Annotated in this window: 14 protein-coding genes; 13 read left to right on the forward strand and 1 reads right to left on the reverse strand. The window is 74.6% G+C overall.

Annotated elements, in window-relative coordinates; translation table 11 throughout:
* Nucleotides 1–8: 8 nt before the first annotated feature.
* Complete coding sequence (gene ppdK, locus HGA03_RS13540; RefSeq protein ID WP_168630824.1) at nucleotides 9–2738, reverse strand: pyruvate, phosphate dikinase; 2730 nt, start codon at nucleotides 2736–2738, stop codon at nucleotides 9–11.
* A gap of 180 nt (nucleotides 2739–2918) precedes the next feature.
* On the opposite strand from ppdK, the gene HGA03_RS13545 reads away from it, so the two are divergent.
* The 13 genes from HGA03_RS13545 to HGA03_RS19425 are packed head-to-tail and all read left to right on the forward strand — an operon-like array spanning nucleotide 2919 to nucleotide 24005.
* Complete coding sequence (locus HGA03_RS13545; protein ID WP_168630825.1) at nucleotides 2919–3926, forward strand: PhoH family protein; 1008 nt, start codon at nucleotides 2919–2921, stop codon at nucleotides 3924–3926.
* A 46-nt stretch (nucleotides 3927–3972) separates the two neighbouring features.
* Entirely contained in the window at nucleotides 3973–4425 is a 453-nt protein-coding gene (gene ybeY, locus HGA03_RS13550; RefSeq protein WP_168630826.1) for an rRNA maturation RNase YbeY, read from the forward strand.
* A gap of 8 nt (nucleotides 4426–4433) precedes the next feature.
* The gene (locus HGA03_RS13555) at nucleotides 4434–5723 is read left to right on the forward strand and encodes a hemolysin family protein (RefSeq protein ID WP_168630827.1); all 1290 of its coding nucleotides are present in this window, start codon (nucleotides 4434–4436) and stop codon (nucleotides 5721–5723) included.
* 1 nt (nucleotide 5724) lies between these two features.
* A complete protein-coding gene (gene era, locus HGA03_RS13560; protein WP_168630828.1) occupies nucleotides 5725–6636 on the forward strand; it encodes a GTPase Era in 912 nt (303 codons plus the stop codon).
* Nucleotides 6636–8252 (forward strand): alpha/beta hydrolase family protein, encoded by a 1617-nt coding sequence (locus HGA03_RS13565; RefSeq protein ID WP_168630829.1) that lies wholly within the window; start codon nucleotides 6636–6638, stop codon nucleotides 8250–8252. Before era ends, HGA03_RS13565 begins: the two co-directional genes overlap by 1 nt.
* Before the next feature lie 28 nt (nucleotides 8253–8280).
* A complete protein-coding gene (locus HGA03_RS13570) occupies nucleotides 8281–9111 on the forward strand; it encodes a PP2C family protein-serine/threonine phosphatase (protein WP_168630830.1) in 831 nt (276 codons plus the stop codon).
* 2 nt (nucleotides 9112–9113) lie between these two features.
* The gene (locus HGA03_RS13575) at nucleotides 9114–10562 is read left to right on the forward strand and encodes an FHA domain-containing protein (protein WP_239073738.1); all 1449 of its coding nucleotides are present in this window, start codon (nucleotides 9114–9116) and stop codon (nucleotides 10560–10562) included.
* Nucleotides 10559–12046, forward strand: coding sequence for a serine/threonine-protein kinase (locus HGA03_RS13580; RefSeq protein WP_168630832.1), 1488 nt, complete (start codon nucleotides 10559–10561; stop codon nucleotides 12044–12046). The genes HGA03_RS13575 and HGA03_RS13580 overlap by 4 nt, the downstream gene beginning before the upstream one ends.
* On the forward strand, nucleotides 12043–17865 hold the full coding sequence (locus HGA03_RS13585; protein WP_168630833.1) for an Ig-like domain-containing protein: 5823 nt from the start codon (nucleotides 12043–12045) through the stop codon (nucleotides 17863–17865). Before HGA03_RS13580 ends, HGA03_RS13585 begins: the two co-directional genes overlap by 4 nt.
* A gap of 52 nt (nucleotides 17866–17917) precedes the next feature.
* The gene (locus HGA03_RS13590; RefSeq protein WP_168630834.1) at nucleotides 17918–18871 is read left to right on the forward strand and encodes an AAA family ATPase; all 954 of its coding nucleotides are present in this window, start codon (nucleotides 17918–17920) and stop codon (nucleotides 18869–18871) included.
* A 12-nt stretch (nucleotides 18872–18883) separates the two neighbouring features.
* Nucleotides 18884–20047 carry a DUF58 domain-containing protein gene (locus HGA03_RS13595; RefSeq protein ID WP_168630835.1) on the forward strand — a complete coding sequence of 388 codons (1164 nt, stop codon included), beginning with the start codon at nucleotides 18884–18886 and terminating at the stop codon, nucleotides 20045–20047.
* Entirely contained in the window at nucleotides 20044–22392 is a 2349-nt protein-coding gene (locus HGA03_RS13600; protein WP_168630836.1) for a transglutaminase domain-containing protein, read from the forward strand. The genes HGA03_RS13595 and HGA03_RS13600 overlap by 4 nt, the downstream gene beginning before the upstream one ends.
* Complete coding sequence (locus HGA03_RS19425; RefSeq protein WP_168630837.1) at nucleotides 22389–24005, forward strand: RDD family protein; 1617 nt, start codon at nucleotides 22389–22391, stop codon at nucleotides 24003–24005. The genes HGA03_RS13600 and HGA03_RS19425 overlap by 4 nt, the downstream gene beginning before the upstream one ends.
* Nucleotides 24006–24021 lie beyond the last annotated feature (16 nt).

Here is a 24021-nt window from a genome sequence, read left to right on the forward strand (position 1 = left end):
CCCCGCCGTCAGCGGGTCCCGTCGTGGTCGTCGCCGAGCACCACCGCCCGGCCGGCCTCCAGGCGGGCGACCGGCACCCGGAACGGCGAGCAGGACACGTAGTCCAGGCCGACCGCGTCGAAGAACCGGATCGACTCCGGGTCGCCGCCGTGTTCGCCGCACACCCCGACCGTGATGTCCGGGCGCGTGGCCCGGCCCTCCTCGACCGCGATCTGCACCAGCCGTCCGACCCCCTTGGCGTCGATCGTCTCGAACGGGGAGATGGTCAGCACGCCGTTGGCGATGTACTCCGGGAAGAACGACCCCTCCACGTCGTCGCGGGAGAAGCCCCAGGTGGTCTGGGTCAGGTCGTTGGTGCCGAAGGAGAAGAACTGCGCCTCGGCGGCGATCCGGTCCGCGGTCAGGGCGGCCCGGGGCAGTTCGATCATCGCGCCGACCGGCAGGTCCAGCGTGACCCCGCGGGCGGCGCCGACCTCGGCCATGATCCGCTCGGCCTCCTCCCGGATCAGGTGCAGCTCCATCACCGAGCCGACCAGCGGGACCATGATCTCCGCGTGCGGGGTCCCGCCGGCGGCCAGCCGGTCGGCGGTGGCCTCGCAGATCGCCCGGATCTGCAGGGCGAACAGCCCGGGCACCGCCAGGCCTAGCCGCACGCCACGGAGCCCGAGCATCGGGTTCGCCTCGTGCATCCGGCGTACCGCCGCCAGCAGCGTGACGTCCTCCGGGTCCGGGGTGCCGGCGGCCTCGGCCAGCGCCACCCGGACCGACAGTTCGGTCAGGTCGGGCAGGAACTCGTGCAGCGGCGGGTCCAGCAGCCGGATGGTGGTCGGCAGGCCGTCCATCTCGGTCAGCAGGGCGGTGAAGTCGGCGCGTTGCAGCGGCAGCAGCGCGTCCAGTGCCTCCTGCCGGGTGGCGTCGTCGTCGGCCAGCACCACCCGCTCGATCAGCACCCGGCGCTCGCCGAGGAACATGTGCTCGGTGCGGCACAGCCCGATGCCCTGCGCCCCGAGCGACCGGGCCCGGCGGGCGTCCTCGGCGGTGTCGGCATTCGCATGCACCCGCAGCCGGCGGCGCTCGTCGGCATGCGCCAGGATCCGGTGCACCGCGGTGACCAGGTCCGCGGTCTGCCGGTCGTCGCCGGCCCGGTCCAGTGCGGCCTCCAGACCCTCCTCCAGGTAGGTGCTCACCGGCGAGGGCTGCACCGGCACCGCCCCGAGGAAGACCTCCCCGGAGGCGCCGTCGATGCTGATCACGGTGCCTTCGTCGATCACCGCACCCGCGCTGGGCCCGTTGCCCCGCACGGTCATCCGGCGGCCGGCGGAGTCGACCTCCAGGTCCTCGGCGCCGACCACGCAGGTGCGGCCCATGCCCCGGGCGACCACCGCGGCGTGCGAGGTCTTCCCGCCCCGGGCGGTGAGCACCCCGGCCGCGGCGATCATGCCGCCCAGGTCGTCCGGGTTGGTCTCCCGCCGGACCAGGATCACCGGCTCGCCGGTGGCGGCACGCTGCTCGGCGGTCGCCGGGTCGAAGACCGCCGCCCCGACCGCGGCACCGGGGGAGGCGGCCATCGCCTTGGTCAGCAGGGTGCGCTCGGCGGTGGGGTCGAAGCTCGGGAACATCAGCTGGGACAGCTGCGCGCCGGTGACCCGGGACATCGCCTCGTCCATGGTGATCAGGTGCTCGTCCACCAGCTGGGTGGCGATCTGGAACGCGGCCGGTGCGGTGCGCTTGCCGACCCGGGTCTGCAGCATCCAGAGCTTGCCGCGCTCGACGGTGAACTCCACGTCGCACAGGTCGCGGTAGTGCGTCTCCAGGCTGCGCATCGCCTGGCGCAGCTCGGCGTGCGAGCGCGGGTCGATCCGCTCCATGTCGGCCAGGGACAGGGTGTTGCGGATCCCGGCGACCACGTCCTCGCCCTGGGCGTTGACCAGGTAGTCGCCGTAGTCCCCGGTGCGGCCGGTCGCGGGGTCGCGGGTGAAGGCCACCCCGGTGCCCGAGGTGTCGCCGAGGTTGCCGAAGACCATCGCACACACGTTCACCGCGGTGCCCAGGTCGTCCGGGATGCGCTCGCGGCGGCGGTACAGCCGGGCCCGCTCGGTGTTCCAGGACTTCAGCACCGCCACGATCGCCAGGTCCAGCTGCTCGCGCGGGTGCTGCGGGAACTCCCGCCCGGCGTGTTCGCGCACGATCTGCTGGAAGGTGGCGACCAGCTCGCGCAGCGCGTCGGCGTCCAGGTCGACGTCCGCGGTCACCCCACGGGCGGCCTTCGCGGCGTCCAGGGCGTCGGCGAACAGGTCGCCGTCGATGTCCAGGACCGTCTTGCCGAACATCTGGATCAGCCGGCGGTAGGAGTCCCAGGCGAACCGCTCGTCGCCGGAGAACTCGGCCAGCCCGCGTACCGAGGCGTCGTTCAGGCCGACGTTCAGCACGGTCTCCATCATCCCGGGCATGGAGAACTTCGCCCCGGAGCGGACCGAGACCAGCAGCGGATCGTGCACGTCGCCGAGCCCGCGGCCGATGGCGTCCTCCATCCGGCGGACCGCCATCGTCACCTCCACCCGCAGCGAGTCCGGCAGCCGGCCGGTGCGCATGTACTCCCGGCAGGCCTCGGTGGTGATGGTGAACCCCGGTGGCACCGGCAGTCCGAGCCGGGTCATCTCCGCGAGGTTGGCCCCTTTGCCGCCCAGCAGGTCCTTCTGGTCCTTACCCCCGGCGGAGAAGTCCTGGACATAGGTCATGGTCGTCCTCCCAAGCGAGGCGGCCTCGTCGCCGCCTCTCCTGGCAGTCTTACCGGGTGGGAGCGTGTTCGGGCCAGGGACCTTCGGGGGCTATTGCGAGGCGGGTTGTCACGCCCTGCCGGTAAACTCGGGCTCGATCGTCCCCACCACCGAAGGAGCGCGACGGCGCAAGCCGAGCACATGGCCGAATCCACACCGGAACCGCAACGGTCCCCCTCCCCGTCCGCCGCACGGGTCGAGCACCGGATCACCGTCCCCGCGCAGGTGTCCATGGTCGAGCTCCTCGGGCTCCAGGACCAGGTGCTGCGTGCGGTCGAACAGGGCTTCCGCACCGTCGACCTGCACGTGCGGGGCAACGAGATCCGGCTGGCCGGACCGAGCGGCGACGTCGCGCTGGCCTCCCGGCTGCTGGACGAGCTGGTCGAGATGGCCGCGGCCGGCACCCCGCTCACCCCGGATGTGGTGACCCGCTCGGTGGCGATGCTCACCGCCGGGACCGAGACCCGCCCGGCGGACGTGCTGACCCTCAACATCCTGTCCGGCCGCGGTCGGACCATCCGGCCGAAGACCACCGGCCAGAAGACCTACGTCGACGCGATCGACCGGAACACCATCACCTTCGGCATCGGCCCGGCCGGCACCGGCAAGACCTACCTGGCGATGGCCAAGGCGGTGCAGGCGCTGCAGGCCCGGGAGGTGAACCGGATCGTGCTGACCCGCCCCGCGGTGGAGGCCGGCGAGCGGCTCGGGTTCCTGCCCGGTGGGCTGTCGGAGAAGATCGACCCGTACCTGCGCCCGCTCTACGACGCGCTGCACGACATGGTCGACCCGGACTCGATCCCGCGGCTGATGGAGGCCGGCACGATCGAGGTCGCCCCGCTGGCCTACATGCGCGGGCGCACGCTCAACGACTCCTTCATCATCCTGGACGAGGCGCAGAACACCTCGGCCGAGCAGATGAAGATGTTCCTCACCCGGCTCGGCTTCGGGTCCAAGGTCGTCGTCACCGGCGACGTGACCCAGGTGGACCTGCCCTCGGGCACGCAGTCCGGCCTGCGGGTGGTGGAATCGATCCTGGCGGATGTCGACGACGTCGCGTTCTGCCGGATGTCCTCCTCCGACGTCGTCCGGCACCGGCTGGTCGGCGACATCATCGACGCCTACGCACGCTGGGACCACACCAAGTGAACGCATCCGACCGCACCGCCCGCCGCGCCCTCCTGGGGGCCGTGCGATGAGCATCGAGGTCAACAACGAGTCCGGCCACGAGGTCGACGAGGCGGAGTTCGCCGCGCTGGCCCGGTTCGTGCTGGACCAGATGCACGTGCACCCGCAGACCGACCTGTCGATCATGTTCGTCGACACCCAGGTGATGACGGATCTGCACATCAAGTGGATGGACGAGCCCGGGCCCACCGATGTGCTGTCCTTCCCGATGGACGAGCTGCGCCCCGGCCGCGCGGACGAGCCGACCCCGCCCGGGCTGCTGGGTGACGTGGTGCTGTGCCCGGACGTCGCCGCCGAGCAGGCCCGCACCGCCGGTCACTCCACGGTGGAGGAGATGCTGCTGCTGACCACGCACGGCATCCTGCACCTGCTCGGGTACGACCACGCCGAGCCCGAGGAGGAGAAGGAGATGTTCGCGCTGCAGCGACATCTGCTGCTGACCTTCCTCGCCGGCCGGTGACGGCGGCGATGCACGAGGTCCCGATCGGGCTGCTGGTCGCGCTCGCGGTGCTGGCGTTGCTGGTGGCGGCGTTGCTGTCCGCCGGGGAGGCCGCGATCCTGCGGGTGTCCCGGGGGCAGATCGCCGAGCTGGCCGCCGCCCGGCACCCGGCGGCCTCCCGGATCGAGGCGCTGTGCGAGGACCGGGCGCGGGTGGCGTCCTCGGCGGGGACGCTGCGGCTGCTGTGCGAGATGGTCGCCGCGGTCTGCATCACCCTGGCGATCGCCGCCAGCACGCTGACCTGGTCGCTGGAACTGGTGATCGCCGTGGTCGCCTGCGCCTTCCTCACGATCGTGCTGGCCCGGCTCAGCCCGCGCTCGGTGGGCCAGCGCCGCGCGGTGCCGGTGCTGAAGGCGACCTCCCGGCTGCTGTCCGGGGTGCGCCGGGTGGTCGGGCCGCTGCTGCGGATCACCGAGCCCGCCGGGAACCTGGACGAGCGCGAGCTGCGCGAGATGGTCGAACGCGACGGCCGGGAGTCGATCGACGACGACGAGCGCGAGATGCTGCGCTCCGTGCTCGGCCTGGGCGAGACGCTGACCCGTGAGGTGATGGTCCCGCGCACGGACATGGTCACCACCGGCGAGCAGACCCCGCTGCGCAAGGTGCTGTCCCTGCTGCTGCGCTCCGGCTTCTCCCGGGTGCCGGTGATCGGCGAGCAGGTGGACGACCTGCGCGGGGTGATCTACCTCAAGGACCTGGTCCGGCGGATGGAGGAGGACCCGGCCTCGGTGGACGCCCCGGCGGTGTCGGTGGTCCGCCCGGCGGTGTTCGTGCCGGAGTCCAAGCCGGTGGACGAACTGCTGCGCGAGCTGCAGGCCGGTGCCTCGCACATCGCGATGGTGGTGGACGAGTACGGCGGGATCGCCGGGCTGGTCACCATCGAGGACGCGCTGGAGGAGATCGTCGGCGAGCTGACCGACGAGCACGACCCCTCCGCCCCGACCGTGGAGGACCTGGGCGGCGGCACCTTCCTGGTGCCCGCCCGGCTGGGCCGGGACGAGCTGGGCGAGCTGTTCGGCATCGAGGTCGAGGACGACGAGGTCGACACCGCGGGCGGGCTGCTGGCCAAGGCACTGGGGAAGGTGCCGATCCCGGGCTCCGCCGGGGAGATCCACGGCCTGCGCCTGGTGGCGCAGGGCACCGAGGGCCGTCGCAAGCGGGTGGCCCGGGTCCTGGTCAGCCGGGTCCCGGACGACCAGCCCGACGACGAGGCCGCCGCGGACCCCGCGCCGGTGAACCACACTGAGGAAAGGCCCTGAGGTGACCCATCGATCCGGCTTCGCCTGCCTGGTCGGACGGCCGAATGCCGGCAAGTCCACCCTGACCAATGCCCTGGTCGGGCAGAAGGTGGCGATCACCTCCGGCCGGCCGCAGACCACCCGGCACACCATCCGCGGCATCGTGCACCGGGAGGACGCCCAGCTGGTGCTGGTCGACACCCCGGGGCTGCACCGGCCGCGGACCCTGCTCGGTGAGCGGCTGAACGAGCTGGTCAAGGACACCCTGACCGAGGTGGACGTGATCGGGTTCTGCCTGCCCGCGGACCAGAAGGTCGGTCCGGGCGACCGGTTCATCGCCGACCAGCTGGCCGAGCTGAGCCGTGGCCGGCGGGGCACCCCGGTGATCGCGATCGCCACCAAGGCCGACCTGGTGAGCAAGCAGCGCCTGGCCGAGCACCTGCTGGCGATCTCCGAGCTGGGCGACTGGGCGGAGATCATCCCGGTGTCCGCCCGGGACGGCTACCAGGTCGCCGAGCTGGAGGAGCTGCTGACCGGCTACCTGCCGGAGGGCCCGCCGCTGTACCCGGAGGGCGAGCTGACCGATGAGCCGGAGGCGGTGATGGTCGCCGAGCTGGTCCGGGAGGCCGCGCTGGAGGGCGTGCGGGACGAGCTGCCGCACTCGCTGGCGGTCCAGGTCGAGGAGATCGTGCCGCGGGAGGCCGGCCCGGGCGAGACACCGATGGTGGACGTCCGGGTGAACCTCTACGTCGAGCGGGACTCGCAGAAGGCGATCGTGATCGGCCGGGCCGGGTCGCGGCTGCGGCAGGTCGGCACCGACGCCCGGCGCGGGATCGAGGCGCTGCTCGGCACCCGGGTGTACCTGGATCTGCACGTGAAGGTGGCCAAGGACTGGCAGTGCGACCCGAAGCAGCTCGGCCGACTCGGTTTCTGATGGCGGCACCGGACACCGACCCGCGCCCGGGGGAGAGCTCCGCCCGGCACCGGCGGCGGCTGGCCCGGGACGCCGAGCGCGACGCCGGGGCACACCGCCCCCGTTCGCCGCGCCGCGACGCGTTCTACCGGTTGGTCGGCGGGGTGCTGGCCGGCGCGATCCTGCTCGCCGTGCTCGGTGCGCTGATGGGCCCGGAGTGGCGTCCACTGCCGGTGACCGACCCGCTCACCGTGCAGGCGACGTCCACCGCGATCACCGGGGCGCCGGAGGCCGGGGAGTACGACGTCGACACCCGGGTGGTGGAGGTCCAGCTCGACGGGGCGGTGGTCCAGGCCCGGATCCTCACCCCGGTGGACGCGCCCGAGCCGGTGCCGGCGGTGCTGTTCGTGCACGGTGCGGGCACCGGGAAGTTCGAGGAGGCCTTCGTCGACCAGGCCTATGCGCTGGCCGCGGCCGGGGTGGCGACGATGGTGCCGGACAAGCGGCTGGACACCTACTCCATGCGGCACCGGGACTACGTGGAGATGGCCACCGACTATCTGGCGTCCTTCGACGTGCTGCGCGAGCTGCCCGGGGTCGATGCCGACCGGGTGGGGATCTACGCCGAGAGCGAGGGCGGCTGGATCGCCCCGGTGATGGCGGCGGAGCGGTCCGAGGTGGCCTTCCTGGTGCTGGTGTCCGCGCCGGTGGTGCCGCCCCGGCAGCAGGCCGCGTTCGCGGTGGACCAGTACCTGCGCAACACCGGGGTACCGGACCAGGTGTTCCGGGCGATCCCGCGCGCGGTGGGGATGCAGCTGCCCGGCGGCGGGTTCGAGTACGTGGACTTCGACGTGGCGCAGTACCAGCGCCAGCTGACCCAGCCGGTGCTGATGGCCTACGGCACCGCCGACCAGTCGATGCCGATCATCCAGGGTCCCGAGCAGCTGATCCGGGACATCGCGCTCGCCGGGAACAGCGACTACACGCTGCGGTACTACGGCGGGGCGGACCACGGCATCCGGGTGGACGGCGTGGTCTCCGCCGACTTCCTGACCGACCTGTCCGGCTGGGTGCTCGGCCTGCCGGACACCGCCGGTGCCCTGCCCCGGATCGCCGGGGACCAGCCCGAACAGCTGTACCTGGCCCAGCCGGTGCCGCAGCCGCGCTGGCTGGGTGACGGCGACGTGCTGCTCGGCCTGATCATCGGCGCGGTGGGGGCGGCGATCCTGCTGCCCGCGGTCCGGTGGGCGACCATCGGCTGGCGGCACTGGCGCGGTCATCCGCCGCACGAGGGCCGGGACGCGACGCTCACCCGGCGGCTGACGCTGCTGTCGGCTCTCTCGGTCGCCACCGTGGCGGGCCTGGTCTGGTACCTACTCGCGGTGGCGAAACTCGCACTGGACTACGAACGCAACGGCTGGGTGGTGCAGGGTGGCTGGCTGGGGGTGCGGCTGCTCGGGTTGGGCGCGGTGATCGCCGCCGTCCTGGTGGTCGACCGGATGCGCACGCTGCGCCGGATCGGCCGGCCGCTGGGGCATGGTGTGCTCGGACACGTGGCGCTGTGGGGGACCAGCGTCGCCTGCACCGTCCTGCTCGTGGTGCTGGCGTACTGGGGCGTGTACCAATTGGGGATCTGACCGGCCGAGGGCCGGGGACGGGGAAGTGATGCGGACGACCTGGGGCTCGGCCACCGACCGTGGGCGGGTGCGCGCGCTGAACGAGGACTCGCTGCTCGCGCACCCGCCGGTCTTCCTGGTGGCCGACGGCATGGGCGGGCACGAGGCCGGCGACGTCGCCAGCCGGCTCGCCGTCGAGGAGTTCGCCCAGACCGCGGGGCTGACCAGCGTCGAACCCGCCGACCTGCAGCGGTGCTTCCAGCGGGCCGCCGCACGGATCCGGGACGCCTTCGAGCGCAGGGAGGGCGGCACGACGGTCGCCGGAGTGGCGCTGGCCGAGCAGGACGGCGTGGCGCACTGGCTGGTGTTCAACGTCGGCGACTCCCGGGTCTACCGCTGGTCCGCCGACGACCGGCAGCTGCGGCAGCTCAGCGTGGACCACTCGGTGGTGCAGGAGCTGATCGACGCCGGCCGGCTGGACCCGCAGGACGCCGAGCAGCACCCGGAGCGGCACGTGCTGACCCGGGCGCTGGGCACCGGCAACGATCCCGAGCCGGACTACTGGCTGCTGCCGGCCCGACCCGGCGACCGGGTGCTGCTGTGCTCGGACGGGTTGAGCAACGAGTTGTCCGCCGAGCAGGTGGCGGTGGTGCTGGCCGACGGGGCCGACGCGGCGGAGACCGCGGCGGCGCTGGTGCGGCTGGCGGTACAAGCGGGGGGACGGGACAACACCACCGTGGTGGTGGTGGATGCCCACGCCGGGCCGGAGAATGCGCCCGGATGGCTCGCGTTGGCCGGGATACCGGCCGATGGAGAGTGGGACGACAGTGTCGACGGCGCGACGATCCCGCGCCCGCGTAACAAGGTGGAGGACCAGTGACCATGCCCGAGTACACCCCTGGCGAGTGGTACGGGGTCGTCGCCGGCGACATGGCGGTGCTGCTGCACCCGCGCACGCCGCTGTCGGTGGTGCGGACGGTGTGGGACACCCTGCGCGAGCGGGACGGTCTCGGTCGCCCGCTGGAGTCGCTGCTCGCGGACGGGATCAGTGGCGTGCGGCCGTTCGCCGCGGTGCAGATCGCCGCCGAGGGCCTGCACTACGCCCTGCGCGGCGACGCCGAGATCATCGCCACCCGGGCCGGCGACCAGGACCGGCGCACCGCCCCGCAGGTGGTGCTGTGGACCGAGGACAGCGCGCCCGCGGCGGACCAGGTGGTGCTGCGCGCACCGGGTGAGCGCACCTCCGGGGATCTGCTGCCGCTGACCGAGGGTGTGGTCCGGGCCGCGCGGATCGTGCTGGACGGCACCGCCCGCCCGGCCGCCCGGCCCGCCGAGTCCGGCCCGGTGTCCCGCGGGATGCGGCGCCGTGCCCAGGTCGTGGCGACGGTGCCGGAGTTCGAGGCGTTGCGCCCGGACCCGGCCGGTGACGTGTGGTCGGAGCTGGAGGCCGCGGTCGCCGCCGACCCGTCGCCGTCGGTGCCCGAGCCGGCCGCGCAGACCGAGGACGGGACGTCCGCCGCGGCCACCGAGGTGCTGCCGGCGGTCCAGCCGGTGCCCGCGATGGCCGTGCCCGCGCCCGCCCGGCCGACCGCCGCACCGCGGCGCTCCGCGCTGGACCCGCACGCCGCGCCGACCACGCCGGTGGGCCCCGTGACCCCGGCGGCTCCGGTGACCCCGGCAGCGCCCGTGACCCCGGCGGCTCCGGTGACCCCGGCGGCCCCGCACCCGGTGCAGGCGGCCCCGGCGGCCACCGCCCCCGCCCCGGTGCTGCCCGGCCCGGCGTCCGAGGACGACCACGACGGGATGACGATCCTCAGCGGGGAACTGGCCAGCATCCGGCAGAACCTGCCGTCCTGGGCGATCTCCGAGTCCGGGCAGTGGTCAGCCCCGGCCGGCGAGACCCCGGCCACGGCCCCGGTGTCCACCGAGGACGCCGACACCGGCCCGCAGAGCGTGGTCCCGCTGGACCCGCCGGCCCCGGCGCCGGACGCCTACCCGCGGGTGGCGCTGTCCACCGGCGTGGTGGTCCCGGTCGACGGCGTGCTGTTGATCGGCCGTGCCCCGCAGGCTGCCCGGGCGACCGAGGGGGTGCGCACCCGGTTGGTGGCGGTGCCCAGCCCGACCCAGGACATCTCCCGCACCCACGCCGAGCTGCGGGTGGAGAACGGCAAGGTGCTGGTCACCGACCTGTACTCCACCAACGGGATCACGGTGGCCGCCGGGGGCGTGGCACCGCGCAAGATCGCGGTCGGCGAGGCGGTGGCGGTGGGCGCCGGGGAGGTCGTGGACCTGGGCGACGGGGTGACCTTCACCGTGGAGCCGCCTGCATGAGTCCACGCGAAGCCGCGCCGGCACCGCGACTTCCGGGCTACACCTTCCAGAGCGTGCTCGGCGGTGGCGGTGCCGCCGACGTGTACGTGTACACCCAGCAACTGCCCCGGCGATCGGTGGCGGTCAAGGTCCTGCTGCCCTCGGTCGGGGCGGCCGAGCGGTCGGCCTTCGAGCGCGAGGCCGACCTCACCGCCCGGGTGTCGCACCACCCGTCGATCGTCACGGTCTACCAGGCCGGGATCACCGCCGACGGCCGCGAGTTCCTGGTGATGGAGCACTGCCCGCGGCCGAACTTGGGCCGGCGCTACCGCTCGGAGCGGATCGGCATCGCCGAGGTGCTGCAGACGGGTGTGCGGCTGGCCTGCGCGGTGGAGACCATGCACCGGGCCGGCATCGTGCACCGGGACATCAAGCCGTCCAACATCCTGGCGAACGAGCTCGGTCGTCCGGTGCTCAGCGACTTCGGCATCGCGGCCGAGGTGGACGACCCCGCACCCGCGGTCGGGATGTCGATCCCGTGGGCCGCGCCCGAGCTGCTGGCCGCGGTGCCGAGCTCCGGCCCCCGGGCGGACATCTATTCGCTCGCCGCGACGCTGTTCTCCGCGCTGGCCGGCCGGTCGCCCTTCGAACGCCCCGGCGGCCAGAACGACCCCGCCGAGTTGGTCGGCCGGATCGAGCGTGGCGTGCCGACCCCGCTGACCCGCGAGGACGTGCCGCCGCGGCTGCGCACCGTGCTGGCCCGGGCGATGGCGGTCGAACCCGCCCGCCGGTACGCCGCCGCGGTGGACCTGGCGATGGACCTGCGCGCGGTGGAGGCCGACCTGGGCCTGCCGCTCACCCCGCTCGACCTGGGCGAGGATCCGGCCCCCGGCGACGCCGTGTGGTCGGCGCCGGACCCGGACGCCACCCGGCTGCGCTCCGTGCGCCAGATCGACCCGGCCGACCAGGCCACCCGGATGCGGCCGGTGCACCCGGTCGCCCCGACGCCGCTCGCCGCCCCCGGCGAGCAGGTCGACCTCCGGGTGCAGGTCGACCCCGAGCCCCGGCGCCGCCGGCCCGGCCGGGTGATCGCCGCCGCGATCTCCGCGGTGGTCGTGCTGGCGGCGGTGGTCGTGGTGCTGCTGGTGACCCGCGACCCGGACCGGGGTGCGAACCGGGACGACGACCCGCTGGCCCGCCCGGCCCAGACCGTGAGCGCCACGGTGCCCGCCCCGGTGGCGCTGACCGGCAGCCACCGGCCCGACGGCAGCGTGGTCTTCACCTGGCGCAATCCCGACCCCGAGGACGGCGACAGCTACCTGTGGGGCCTGCTGACCAGCACCGGGCAGACCCAGCTCCGGCCGGTGGACGGCACCCGGGTCGTGCTGGAGCCGGAGGATCTGGCCGGCCTGGACGACCCCGCCGGCCAGGTCTGCATCGAGGTTTCCGTGGTCCGGGCCGACCGGCGCGCCTCCACCACCCCGGCGCAGGGGTGTACGCCGTGAAGTGGCCCTGGGACCGCCGGCGCACCGCCTCCACCGCGGCGGTGGTCACCGTGCCCGCGGTGCTGGCGACCCTGGCGGTGGTCAATCCCGGCTTCCCGCTGGCCCAGGTCGAACTGAACGACGGCGCGGTCTGGCTGACCGCGACCAGCACGCTGCAGCTCGGCCGGTACAACGCCCAGGTCGAGGAGCTGAACGCCGGGCTGGTGGCCAAGAGTGGCGACTTCGACGTGCGGCAGGAGGGCTCGGACGTCCTGCTGGTCGAGCCGGGCAGCCTGACCGTGGTCGACCCCGCGAGCGTGTCCGCCGCCGCCGAGGTGCCGGTGCCCGCCGGATCGCAGATCGCGATGCAGGCCGGGACGGTGGCGGTGCTGGACGCCGAGGGGCAGCTGTGGGTGCGCACCCTGGCCGACCTGCCGCTGCTGCAGACCTCGGCGGACCCGGCCGACGCCACCGTGGACGGCGACGCCCGGGTGGTGGTGGGCAGCTCCGGGGACGCCTTCCTGGTGTCCGCCGACACCGGTGCGGTGACCCGGGTGACCCCGGTGGCCGGGGGCGCCGCGACCAGCAGCGAGCAGCCCGGGCTGGGCGGCGCGGTGGACACCGTGACCGCGGTCGGCGACACCGTGGTCGGCCTGGACGGGGACACCCTGCGCACCACCGGCGGTGCCAGCACGCTGGGCCTGAGTTCGCCGGTGTTGCAGCAGCCCGGACCGCAGGCGGACACCGTGCTGGTGGCCGGTGCCGGTGCGCTGGTCGAGGCATCCGCGGCGAACGGCACGGTCGTGGCCGAACACGAGGCCGGCGGCGGTGGCGGCACCCCGGCGGCCCCGGTCCGGGTCGGGGAGTGCGCGCACGCCGCCTGGCCGTCCGCGGCGGACAACTACCTGATGCTGTGCGACGGCTGGCCGGACGAACTGCTCACCCTGGCGGGCATGACCACCTCGGCGACCCTGGTGTTCCGGGTGAACCGGCAGGTCGTGGCGCTGAACGAGACCACCAACGGCCGGTTGTGGCTGCCGCTGCAGGACACCGAGCTGCGCGAGCCGGACTGGTCCCAGGTGATCCCCGAGGAGGAGACCCGGGACGAGAGCCAGGAGGCCGAGGGTCAACGCACCACCCACGAGTTGGTCGCCGAGTGCTCCACCAACAGCGCCACCCCCACCGCGGTCGACGACGACTTCGGCGTCCGGGCCGGGCGGACCACCGTGCTCTCGGTGATCGACAACGACACCTCCTCGGACTGCGGCATCCTGGCGATCACCGAGTTCGACCCGGTGCCGGAGTCCTTCGGCACCCTGGAACCGGTCTACGGCGGCCGCGCGCTGCAGGTCCGGGTCACCCCCGAGGCCACCGGCAGCGTCACGTTCAGCTACTCGATCAGCGACGGCCGCGGCACCAGCTCGCCGTCCACCGCCACGGTCACCCTGACCGTCCGGGACGGCCAGAACGACCCGCCGGTGCAGGACCGGACCGGCAGCATCCTGCTGGAACAGGGCACCACCGCGACCTACCCGGTGCTGGCCGACTTCTCCGACCCGGACGGCGATGTGCTCACCCTGGTCGGCGCCACCGCGGAGAAGGGCACCGCCCGGTTCCGGCAGGACGGCACGCTGACCTACGTCGCCGACGGCGAGGACCTGGGCCGGACCACCGTGCACCTGCAGGTCACCGACGGCACCACCACCACCGAGGGCACCGTCGACGTCGACGTGCGCGCCCCGGGATCGCTGGACCTGCAGCTCGACCCGGTGCACGCCGAGACCTACGTCGACCGCAGCGTCCAGCTGGACCCGCTGGCCGCGGTGCGCACCGTCGGCGCGGAGAAGCCCCGGCTGGCCGGGGTGGACCAGGTGCAGGGCACCACGATCACCCCGGATCTGGACCGCGGCACCATCGACTTCTCCGCTGCCCGGGCCGGCACCTACTACGTGTCCTTCACCATCACCGCGGCCCCGCAGCAGGCGATCGGCCTGGCCCGGATCGACGTCAAGGACCCGCCCGAGGTGCCCGAGCCGCCGACCGCGGTGCTGGACCGCGCCTGGCTGCCCACCGGCGGCGAGGTCACCGTCGCCCCGCTGGCCAACGACACCGATCCGGCCGGTGGGGTGCTGGTGCTGCAGTCGGTCAGTGCGCCGGAGGAGCTCAAGGTCGCGGTGCGCGGTCACGAGCTGATCGAGGTCGCCGCGGTCGGCGCGCTGACCGAACCGGTGGTGCTGGAGTACGTCGTCACCAACGGCAGTGCCTCCGCGGTCGGGGAGATCGTGGTGCAACCGGTGCCGCCCGCCAGCACCTCCCAGCCGCCGGTGGTGCCGAACGCCGTGGTCGAGGTGCGCACCGGCGGCGTGGTCACCATCCCGGTGCTGGAGGACGCCTACGACCCGGACGGCGACACCATCTCCCTGGTCAGCGAGTTCGCCGAGCCGCTGGGCGACGGCCAGGGGCTGATGTTCGTCTCCGGCAGCGTGCTGCGGTACCAGGCACCGGCCACCCCGATGACGGTCCGGGCGACCTTCGTGGTCCAGGACTCGGCCGGGAACCGCACCGCCGCCACCGTCACGGTCCGGGTGCACGAGTCGGACCCGGAGACCAAGGCCCCGCCGCGCCCGCGGGACGTCACCGCCCGGGCGTTCACCGGGGACACGGTCCGGATCTCGATCCCGCTGATCGGCATCGACGTCGACGGGGACGGGGTCAGCCTGCTCGGGGTGGACACCGCCGGCACCAAGGGCCGGGTCACCGACGTCGGCGCCGACTGGCTGGAGTACGAGGCGCTGCCCGGGGAGTCCGGCACCGATGAGTTCACCTACGCGGTCGAGGATTGGACCGGCCAGCGTGCGGTGGGCACCGTCCGGGTCGGGATCGCCGAGCGGCCCGAGGACAGCAACCGAGTGGTGGCCCGCGACGACGAGGTCACCGTCCGCCCCGGCCAGCGGGTCGAGGTGCGGGTGCTGGACAACGACGCGGACCTGGCCGGCGGCGACCTGACCCTGGACCCTGGACTGGAGGTGCCCGAGGGCGTCACCGCCACCGTGGACGGCCGCCGGATCGTGGTGGACGCGCCCGCCGAACAGGGCATCTACGCCATCGGCTACACCGCCGCCAACCAGCTCGGTGCCCGGGCCGGCGCCGCGCTGACCGTCCGGGTGGACCCGAACGCCCCGGTGCTGCCCCCGGTCGCCCGGGACGTGGTGGTGCCACCGGCGGACACCATCGACAAGACCTCGGTGGACGTGAACGTGCTGGAGGTCGCCCAGAACCCGAGCGGCCCGATCTCCGACCTGGCGGTCTCGGTGCCGACCAGCGCCCAGGACGTCGCCACCGTCCGGGAGGACGGCACGGTCCGGATCACGCTGACCGACACCGCGCAGACCCTGCCGTACAAGCTGAGCAACACCGCCGACGAGAGCGGCACCGCCACCGCCTACGCCTTCATCACGGTGCCCGCCCTCGGCTTCTTCCCGCCACAGTTGCGGCCCCGGGCCGACGAGCTGCGGGTGGCCAGCGGCGACACCCTGACCATCTCGCTCGGTGCGCAGGTCCAGGTCGCGCCCGGCCGGACCGCCCAGATCGCCGACCGGTCCGCCGTGACCGCCACCCGGTCCAACGGCGCGGAGCTGGTGGTCGACAGCGGCACGCTGCGGTTCACCTCCGAGGACGGGTACGCCGGGCCGGCCTCGATCACGGTGCCGGTGACCGACGCCACCGGCCCGGACGACGCGAATGCCCGCACCCGGACCCTCACCCTGCCGATCACCGTGTTCACCGAGGACGACTACCCGCCGACCTTCGCACCCAGCCGGATCGAGGTCGCCCCCGGAGAGGCGCCGGTGTCGGTGGACCTGCGCAACTTCACCCGCGGGGTCGAGGGCTCCGACGGTGACCAGTCCTACCGGTTCCGCCTGACCTCCGGCGCCCCGGCCGGGTTCACCGCCGCCCTGGACGGCAGCCGGCTGCTGGTCTCCGCCGACACCGGCACCGCCAAGGGCACCGCCGGCACCGTCCAGCTCCAGCTCAGCTACGGCCGGGCCGGGGTGATGGACGTCCAGGTCGAGGTCCGGGCGATCGCCAGCACCCGCCGGCTGGCCAGTGTGCCGGACCGCACGCTCAACGACGGCGTGCAGGGCCAGGACACCGTGATCAACGTCCTGGACGGGGCCTACAACCCGTTCCCCGACCAGCCGCTCACCGTGGTCGGCGCCACCGTGCAGACCGCCGGCACCGGCACCGCCACCGTCTCCGGCAGCACCCTGACCATCCGGCCGAATGCCGACCTCACCGGCCAGATGGTGGTGCAGGTCCGGGTGCGGGACGCCACCGGCGACTCCTCCCGCGAGGTCGCCGCCACCGTCTCGCTGCGGGTCCGCGGCAAGCCCGCCACCCCGAAGGCCCCCCGGGTGGGCGAGATCCGGGACTCCACCGTCGTGCTGAGCTGGGACGCCCCGGACGCCCGCGGCGAACCGATCACCGGCTACCGGGTCACCGTCAGCCCCGGCGGGCAGCAGCGCCCCTGTGCCTCGACCACCTGCACCATCGACGGCCTGACCAACGACGTCGAGTACACCTTCACCGTGGCCGCCCAGAACGCGGTCGGCTGGTCCGACCCGAGCCCGGCCTCCGCGGTGGCACGCCCGGACGCGGTGCCGGACGCCCCCGGCGCGCCGGTGCTCACCGCCGGCGACCAGACGGTCACCGCCACCTGGGACGTGCCCGCCTCCGCCGGATCGCCGGTGACCAGCTACACCGCGACCATCTCGCCCGCGCCCCGCGGTGGCTCCGGCACCCAGACCGTGTCCGGGCCGTCGGCGACCTGGACCGGACTGGACAACGGGACGGCGTACACGGTGCAGGTGCGCGCCCACAACCGGGCGCCGCAGCCGAGCGGGTGGAGCCCGTCGTCCGGGGCGGCGACCCCGGCGGGGGTGCCGACCACGCCCGGGTTCACCGGGGTGAGGTCGGGTGCGTCCGGATCGTTGTCGGTCTCCTGGTCGCCCTCGTACAACAACGGCGCCGAGCTGACCTACCGGCTGCGGATCGAGGGGGACGGGCAGAGCCGCACGGAGACCCTGGCCGAGGGCACCACCGAATGGACCATCTCGGTGCCGAACGACAAGCGCTACACCTTCACCCTCTGGGCAACGAACCGGGTCGGCCGCTCCGAGTCGGTCACCACCTCCGGGCAGGCCTACGACGTGCCCGGTGCGCCGGGGAACCTGGCCTTCGCCCAGGCGTCCACCGGGACCGCCGCCGGAGCAGGCTGGGTCGACGTGGGCTGGACTGCGGCCCCGTCCAACGGTGACCCGGTCACCGGCTATGACGTCGGCACCGACCAGGGCAAGGTCGAGTCGGTGCAGCGGGAGCCGGGGACCGACCGCTGGACCGCCCGGATCAGCGGCCTGGGCTCGGCCAGCGCCCCGACCGTCACCGTCACCGCCCGCAACGCCCGGGGCAGCGGCCCGGCCGCCTCGGTGCGGATCGATCCCGGCACCATCACCACGCTCCCGGCCGCCGCGACCGGGCTGACCATCTCCCCGGTCCGGCCCTCCGACGGCGCCCGGCCCACGGCGATCCAGGTCAGCTGGACCGCGCCCGCCGACACCGGTGGCAGCGGCGTCGCCTACGACGTGGAGCTCACCGGGTGGGGCTCGTACGTGATGCGATCCAGTGCGATCACCGCCACCTCGACGACCTACACCCTGCCGGTCGACAGCTCGCCGCCGAGCCCGGTCACGCTCACCCTCAAGGTCACCCCGGCCAACGCCACCGGTGACGGGCCGCAGGCCACCGCCACGCTCGAAGGCCTGAGCTGGAGCGGCCCGTGATCCCGCCCGCGCTTCGTCCCCCGTCACCCCAGCCCACAGGAGCACACCCGCGATGACCCCCGACGAGTCGACCTGGTTCGCCCAGGCCTTCGCCGCGCTCACCCGCAACGTCTCCCGCGCCGTGCTCGGCGCCGACGCCCCGGTGCGGCTGGTGCTCACCGCGATGATCGCCGAGGGCCACGTGCTGCTGGAGGACGCCCCCGGCACCGGCAAGACCTCCCTGGCGAAGGCGATCGCCGCGTCGGTGCGGGGCGATCACCAGCGAATCCAGTTCACCCCGGACCTGCTGCCCAGCGACGTCACCGGCGTGACGATCTGGGACCAGGGCAGCCGGCAGTTCGTCTTCCACCAGGGCCCGGTCTTCACCTCGGTGCTGCTGGCGGACGAGATCAACCGGGCCTCGCCCAAGACCCAGTCCGCGCTGCTGGAGGTGATGGAGGAGGGTCACGTCACCGTCGACCGGGACACCCACCCGGTGGGCCGCCCATTCATCGTGATCGCCACCCAGAACCCGGTGGAGCAGGCCGGCACCTACCGGTTGCCCGAGGCGCAGCTGGACCGGTTCCTGATCCGCACCTCCCTCGGCTACCCCGACCGCACCGCCACGGTGGAGATCCTGTCCGGCCAGCGGGACCGCACGGTGGCGCTGGCCCCGGTGATCGGCACCGACGACGTGGTGCGGATGGCCGAGCTGGCCCAGGGGGTGCACGTCGACGGCGCGGTGCTGGACTACGTCGCCCGCCTGTTGGAGGGCACCCGCGACGACCCTCAGACCTCGCTGGGCGCCAGCGTGCGTGGCGGCCTGGCCCTGGTGCGCTGCGCCCGGGTGGCGGCGGCCGCGGCGGGCCGGGCCTATGTGGTGCCGGACGACGTGAAGGATCTGGCGGTGCCGGTGCTGGCCCACCGCCTGGTGATGGACCCGGAGGCGGACTTCCTGGGCGCCACCGCGATCGACGTGGTGCGCCGTGCGCTGGACAGCACGCCGCCGCCGGTCGCGCGGGCCTGAGGCGACGGGTCGATGACCGGACGTTCGCGCACCCGACTGTCGGCGGTGGGCTGGGGCGCACTGGCGCTCGGCCTGCCGCTGCTGGTCGTGGGGCTGTGGCTCGGCTGGGCGGAGCTGACCGCCGCCGGTGGCGTGGCGGTGGCCGCGGTGCTGGTGGCGCTGGCGACCACCCTGGGCCGGCTGCCGCACCGGGTTCGCCTGGACCTGGCCGACCGCCGGGTCCGGGTGGGCGAGCGGGCGTTCGGCGGCGTGGTCGTGACCGCCCCGCAGCGCCGGACCCGGCCGATCGGGCTGGAGCTGCAGGTCGGTGCCGGCCGCGCCGAGCTGGAGGTCCCGGCGCTCGGTGCCGGACAGGTGCACGAGGACCTGTTCGCGGTGCCGACCCACCGGCGCGCGGTGGTCACGGTCGGGCCGGTGCGCGCGGTGCGGTCCGACCCGCTCGGCCTGGCGGTGCGGCACGCGGTGGCGACCGGTGCCGAGGACCTGTTCGTGCACCCGCGGATCGTGCTGCTGAGCCGGGCCGACGCCGGTCTGCTGCGCGACCTGGAGGGCGGGTCCACCCGCGACCTGTCCGATGCCGACCTGGCGTTCCACGCGCTGCGGGACTACGTGGTCGGCGACGACCGGCGCTCGATCCACTGGCGCACCACCGCCCGGCGCGGGGTGCTCACCGTCAAGCAGTACGAGGACACCCGCCGCACCCAGACCGCCGTCGCCCTGTCCACCGACCCGCGGGACTACCAGCGCGAGGAGGACGACCTGGAGCTGGCGGTCAGCGTGCTCGCTTCGATCGGCGTGCAGGTGATGGCCGAGGAGCACCCGCTGGCGGCACTGGCCGGGGCGGCCCGGGTGCGGACCACCACCCGCCGCCCGTTCCTGGACGACTGCTCCGGCCTGGCCACCACCGTCGACGGCACCGGTACCGCCGTGCTCGGGCGCCGGATCGCCCGCGACGTGCCCGACGTGACCCTGGCCTTCCTGGTCACCGGCTCCGAGCCGGACGACGCGGCGCTGCGGTCGGCGGCCCGGCACGTGCCGGAGGGCACCCGCACCCTGGCGATCGGCTGCCGTCCCGGCCTGCCGTTGCAGGTGCGCACCCAGCGCGGGCTGAGCCTGATCCAGCTCGGCGAGCTCGACGACCTGCCCCGCGCGCTGCGTCTGGCGGCGCGCTCATGACCGCGAACCGGGGTCCCGGCCGCGTCCTGCTGGACGTGAGCGTGCCCGCCCTGGCGGTGCTCGCCGCCCTGACCCCGCTGCTGCCGGTCTACGGTGGCGCCGTCCTGCTGCGCCCGGTGGCCGGTGGGGTGGTGGTCGGCGTGCTGCTCGCGCTGGCGATGGTGCGCTGGCGCTGGAACGCCCTGGTCGGCACGGCGGTGACCCTGGCGGTGGCCGCGGTGGTGGGCGGACCGTTCGCCACCCCGGAGTCGGCGATCGCGTCGGTGCTGCCGACACCCGCGTCGCTGGCCCAGGTGGTCCGGGGCGCGGCCCTGGGCTGGAAGGACGTGCTCACCCTGCAGCCGCCGCTGGGGGACACCGGCTGGCTGCTGGTGCCGCCGTACCTGCTGGCGCTGATCGGCACGCTGGCCGGGGTGCGGCTGGCGCTGGCCGGCGACCGCTGGGCGCCGTTGGCCGCGGTCCCGGCGCCGCTGGTGCTCGGTGCGGCGGTGCTGCTCGGGACCCGGGAGACGGTCTCACCGGTGCTGGTGGGCGCCGCACTCGGCGTGGTCCTGCTGCTGTGGGCGTCCTGGCGGTCCGGCCGGTTCCGGCTGCGGCGCCCGGCGGTGCTGGCGCTGCTGCTGGTGCTGGCGCTCGGGGCGGGCCTCGGCGGGGGAGCGGCGGTGCAGGCGAGCGGCGACCGGTTCGTGCTGCGCGAGCGGCTGATCCCGCCCTTCGACCCCTACGACTACCCGAGCCCGCTGTCGGCGTTCCGGTCCTTCGTCAAGGAGGACGACACCCTCGACCTGTTCACCGTCACCGGGCTGCCGCAGGGGGCCCGGATCCGGCTGGCCACCTTCGACCGCTTCGACGGGGTGGTCTGGAACGTGGCCGGTGACGGCAGCTCGCGCTCCTCCGGGCAGTTCCGCCGGGTGGGCAGCACCGTCGATGCCGACGGGTCCCGGACTGCCGGGCAGCGGGCCGAGGTCGAGATCGAGGTCGACGGGCTGACCGGGGTGTGGCTGCCCACGGTCGGGCAGGCGGAGTCGATCAGCTTCGACGACGCGACCGCCCAGTCCGGACTGCGCTACAACGACGCCACCGGATCGGCGGTGGTCACCGGCGGGCTGACCGCGGGCACCCGGTACACGATCGACACCGTCATTCCCGCGGAGCCGGAGGACGACCAGATCGGTGCCGCCCCGGCGGCCGAGACCGACCTGCCCGAGGCCTCCGGTGTGCCGGACGCCGTCGCGACGACCGCCGCAGACGCCGCCCGCGACGCCGGGAGCCCGCTGGAGGTGGCCCGGGCGATGGAGCGCGCGCTGTCCGAGGGCGGGTACTTCTCGCACGGACTGACCGCCGCCGGGGACTACCCCTCGCTGTCCGGACACGGCGCCGACCGGCTGACCAGCTTGCTGGCCGGTGACCTGATGGTCGGCGACGACGAGCAGTACGCCGCGGCGATGGCGCTGATGGCCAGGGCGATGGGGCTGCCCTCCCGGGTGGTGATGGGCTTCGTGCCCGGACAGGCCGAGGACGGCAGCATCGCCGCCCGGGACGCCGACGAGCCGGTCACGGTCACCGGCGCGGACATCCACGCCTGGGTGGAGATCCAGTTCGCCGGCTACGGCTGGATCACCTTCGACCCCACCCCGCCCGAGACCCAGACGCCGCAGGAGGACGACCAGACCAGTCCGTCCGAACCGGACCCGCAGGTCGCCCAGCCGCCGCCCCCGCCCGCCGATCCGGTCGACCCGCCGGACGACGACGCCGAGGACCCGCAGACCGACGATCCCGGAGACGGTGGTCCGCTCGCACTCTGGCAGCGGGTGCTGCTGGGCGTGGCGGCGGGCTCCGGGGCGCTGCTGCTGCTCGCGGCGCCGTTCCTGGTCGTCCTCGCGCTGAAGGCCCGGCGGCGCTCCCGCCGGCGGAACGACCCGCAGCCGGTCCGGCAGGTGGTCGGCGGCTGGCAGGAGGTGCTGGACCTGGCCACCGACCTGCGCCTGCCCACCGACCCGGTCGCCACCCGCCGCGAGACCGCCACCGCGCTGGGCGATGCCTTCATCGAGGTGGCAGGCGCGGCGGCCACACCGACCCGCCGCCGGGACCGCCGCACCGGCCTGCCGGTGGAGCTCCGCGCGCTCGCCGACCGGGCGGACGCGGCGGTCTTCGGACCGGGCGAACCCACCCTCGGCGAGGCCCGCGGATTCTGGGCCGCCGTCGACGAGACCCTGGCCCGGATGCGGGCCGCCACCCCGCGTCGGGCACGATGGCGGGGACGATTCACCACCCGGTCGCTACGGACCCGCGCCGCCGCACGCCGTCAGCGCCGGGTGATCAGGACGAGGAGACAGCAGCGATGAGCACCGCAGCCGTGATCGGCGCCCCACCCGCCCCCGTGGGCCGGCGCGTCCTGGCCGCCCTGATCGACGGCGCCGGCACCGCCCTGTGCGCGCTACCGATCTGGCTCAGCGCCTTGACCTCGGTCCTCGACGCGCAACGCACCGGCGCCGCCGTCGCGCTGTCCGTGCTGCCCACCGTGACCGGCGCCGTGCTGCTGGTCGCCTGGGGCGTGACCCAGTGGGTGCTGCACGGCACCCGGGGCTGGACGGTCGGTCGCCGGTTGCTCGGCCTGCGGGTGGTGGACGCGCTCACCGGCCGCCCGATCGGTCTGGTCCGGGCGCTGGTCCGCGCGCTGATCGTCGCGCTCGGCGTGCTGGTGTGCGGCCTCGGCCAGTGGGTGGTGTACGCGTCGGTGTTCTGGGACCCGACCGGCAGGCGACGCGGCTGGCACGACCGGGTCGCCGAGGCGGTGGTGGTCGACGTCCGGGGCACCCCCGCCGCCACCCGGCTGGACGGCTGGCAGGACCGCCCCACCGCAGCCCCGCCCGCCGGCGCCGCCCCGCAGCACGGCCCGGCACCCGCCGGCACCGCCCCGCAGCCCGACCCGGCACGCACCGCACCGCCCGCGGCCGGCACGCCGCCGGAGCAGACCCGCTGGGCCGGCATGGTCGCCTCCGGGCAGCCGATCCAGCAGCCCGGCCTGGTGCTGCCCCCGCTGCCCGCCGGCTCCACACCGCCGGCGACCGGCCAGGTGCCGCGGACCCCCGCCATCCCGCAGCCCTCGACCGGGCAGGCGGGCACGGCGCCCGGGCCCGGGTTCACCGCACAGCCCGGCACCGGCTCGGTGCCCCACCGGCCCGAGCCCGCCGCGGGGCCCACGCCGCCGACCGGAGCGGACCCGCTGCCCGTCTCCCCACCACCCGGGGCGACCGACACCCGAGCCCTGCGCCTCGGCGACCGGCTGCCCGCCGCCGGGTTCGCCGAGCCCGCCGCCTCGCGCCGCGACCCGGACGCGCTCACCGTCCCGGCCGACCACGCCGCGTTCATGCACCCCGCCGACCGGGCACCCGGCGGCGCGGCACCCGACCCGGCGGGCGGGGCCATGCACGACACCACCCAGATCCCGCAGGTGAGCGACCCGATCCGCCCGGACGGCGCCGGGGACGTGCCGCCGATGGACTCGTTCTGGTCCGAGCCGCCGGCTTCCGGGCCGGCCGCCTCCGGGCCGGCCGCCTCTGCCGCCCCCACCTCCGCCGCCCCCGCCTCCGCCCGCCCCGCCGCGCCCGCCCAGCCGCCCACCGCGACCTGGGCGGCCCGTCTCCCGGACGGCGCCGTCCTCGACCTGGAGCCCGGCCCGGTGCTGATCGGCCGCAACCCGGCCCCGCTGGTCGGCCTGCGGGCGGTGGCGGTGCCGGACCCGTCGATGTCGGTGTCCAAGACCCACCTGGTGATCGGCGCGGACGTCGCCGGGGCCTGGGTGATGGACCGGGGATCGACCAACGGCACGATGGTGACGCTGCCGGACGGCCAGCGGATCGTCTGCCTGCCGGACCAGCGGGTGCGGGTGGCCCCGGGGTCGGTGGTGTTCTTCGGCGACCTGTCGCTGACCGTCGGTCTGAGCGTGCCCGGATGACGGACAGGGCTGGCAC

It is taken from the genome of Cellulomonas denverensis (assembly GCF_012396125.1).
Lineage (GTDB): Bacteria > Actinomycetota > Actinomycetes > Actinomycetales > Cellulomonadaceae > Cellulomonas > Cellulomonas denverensis.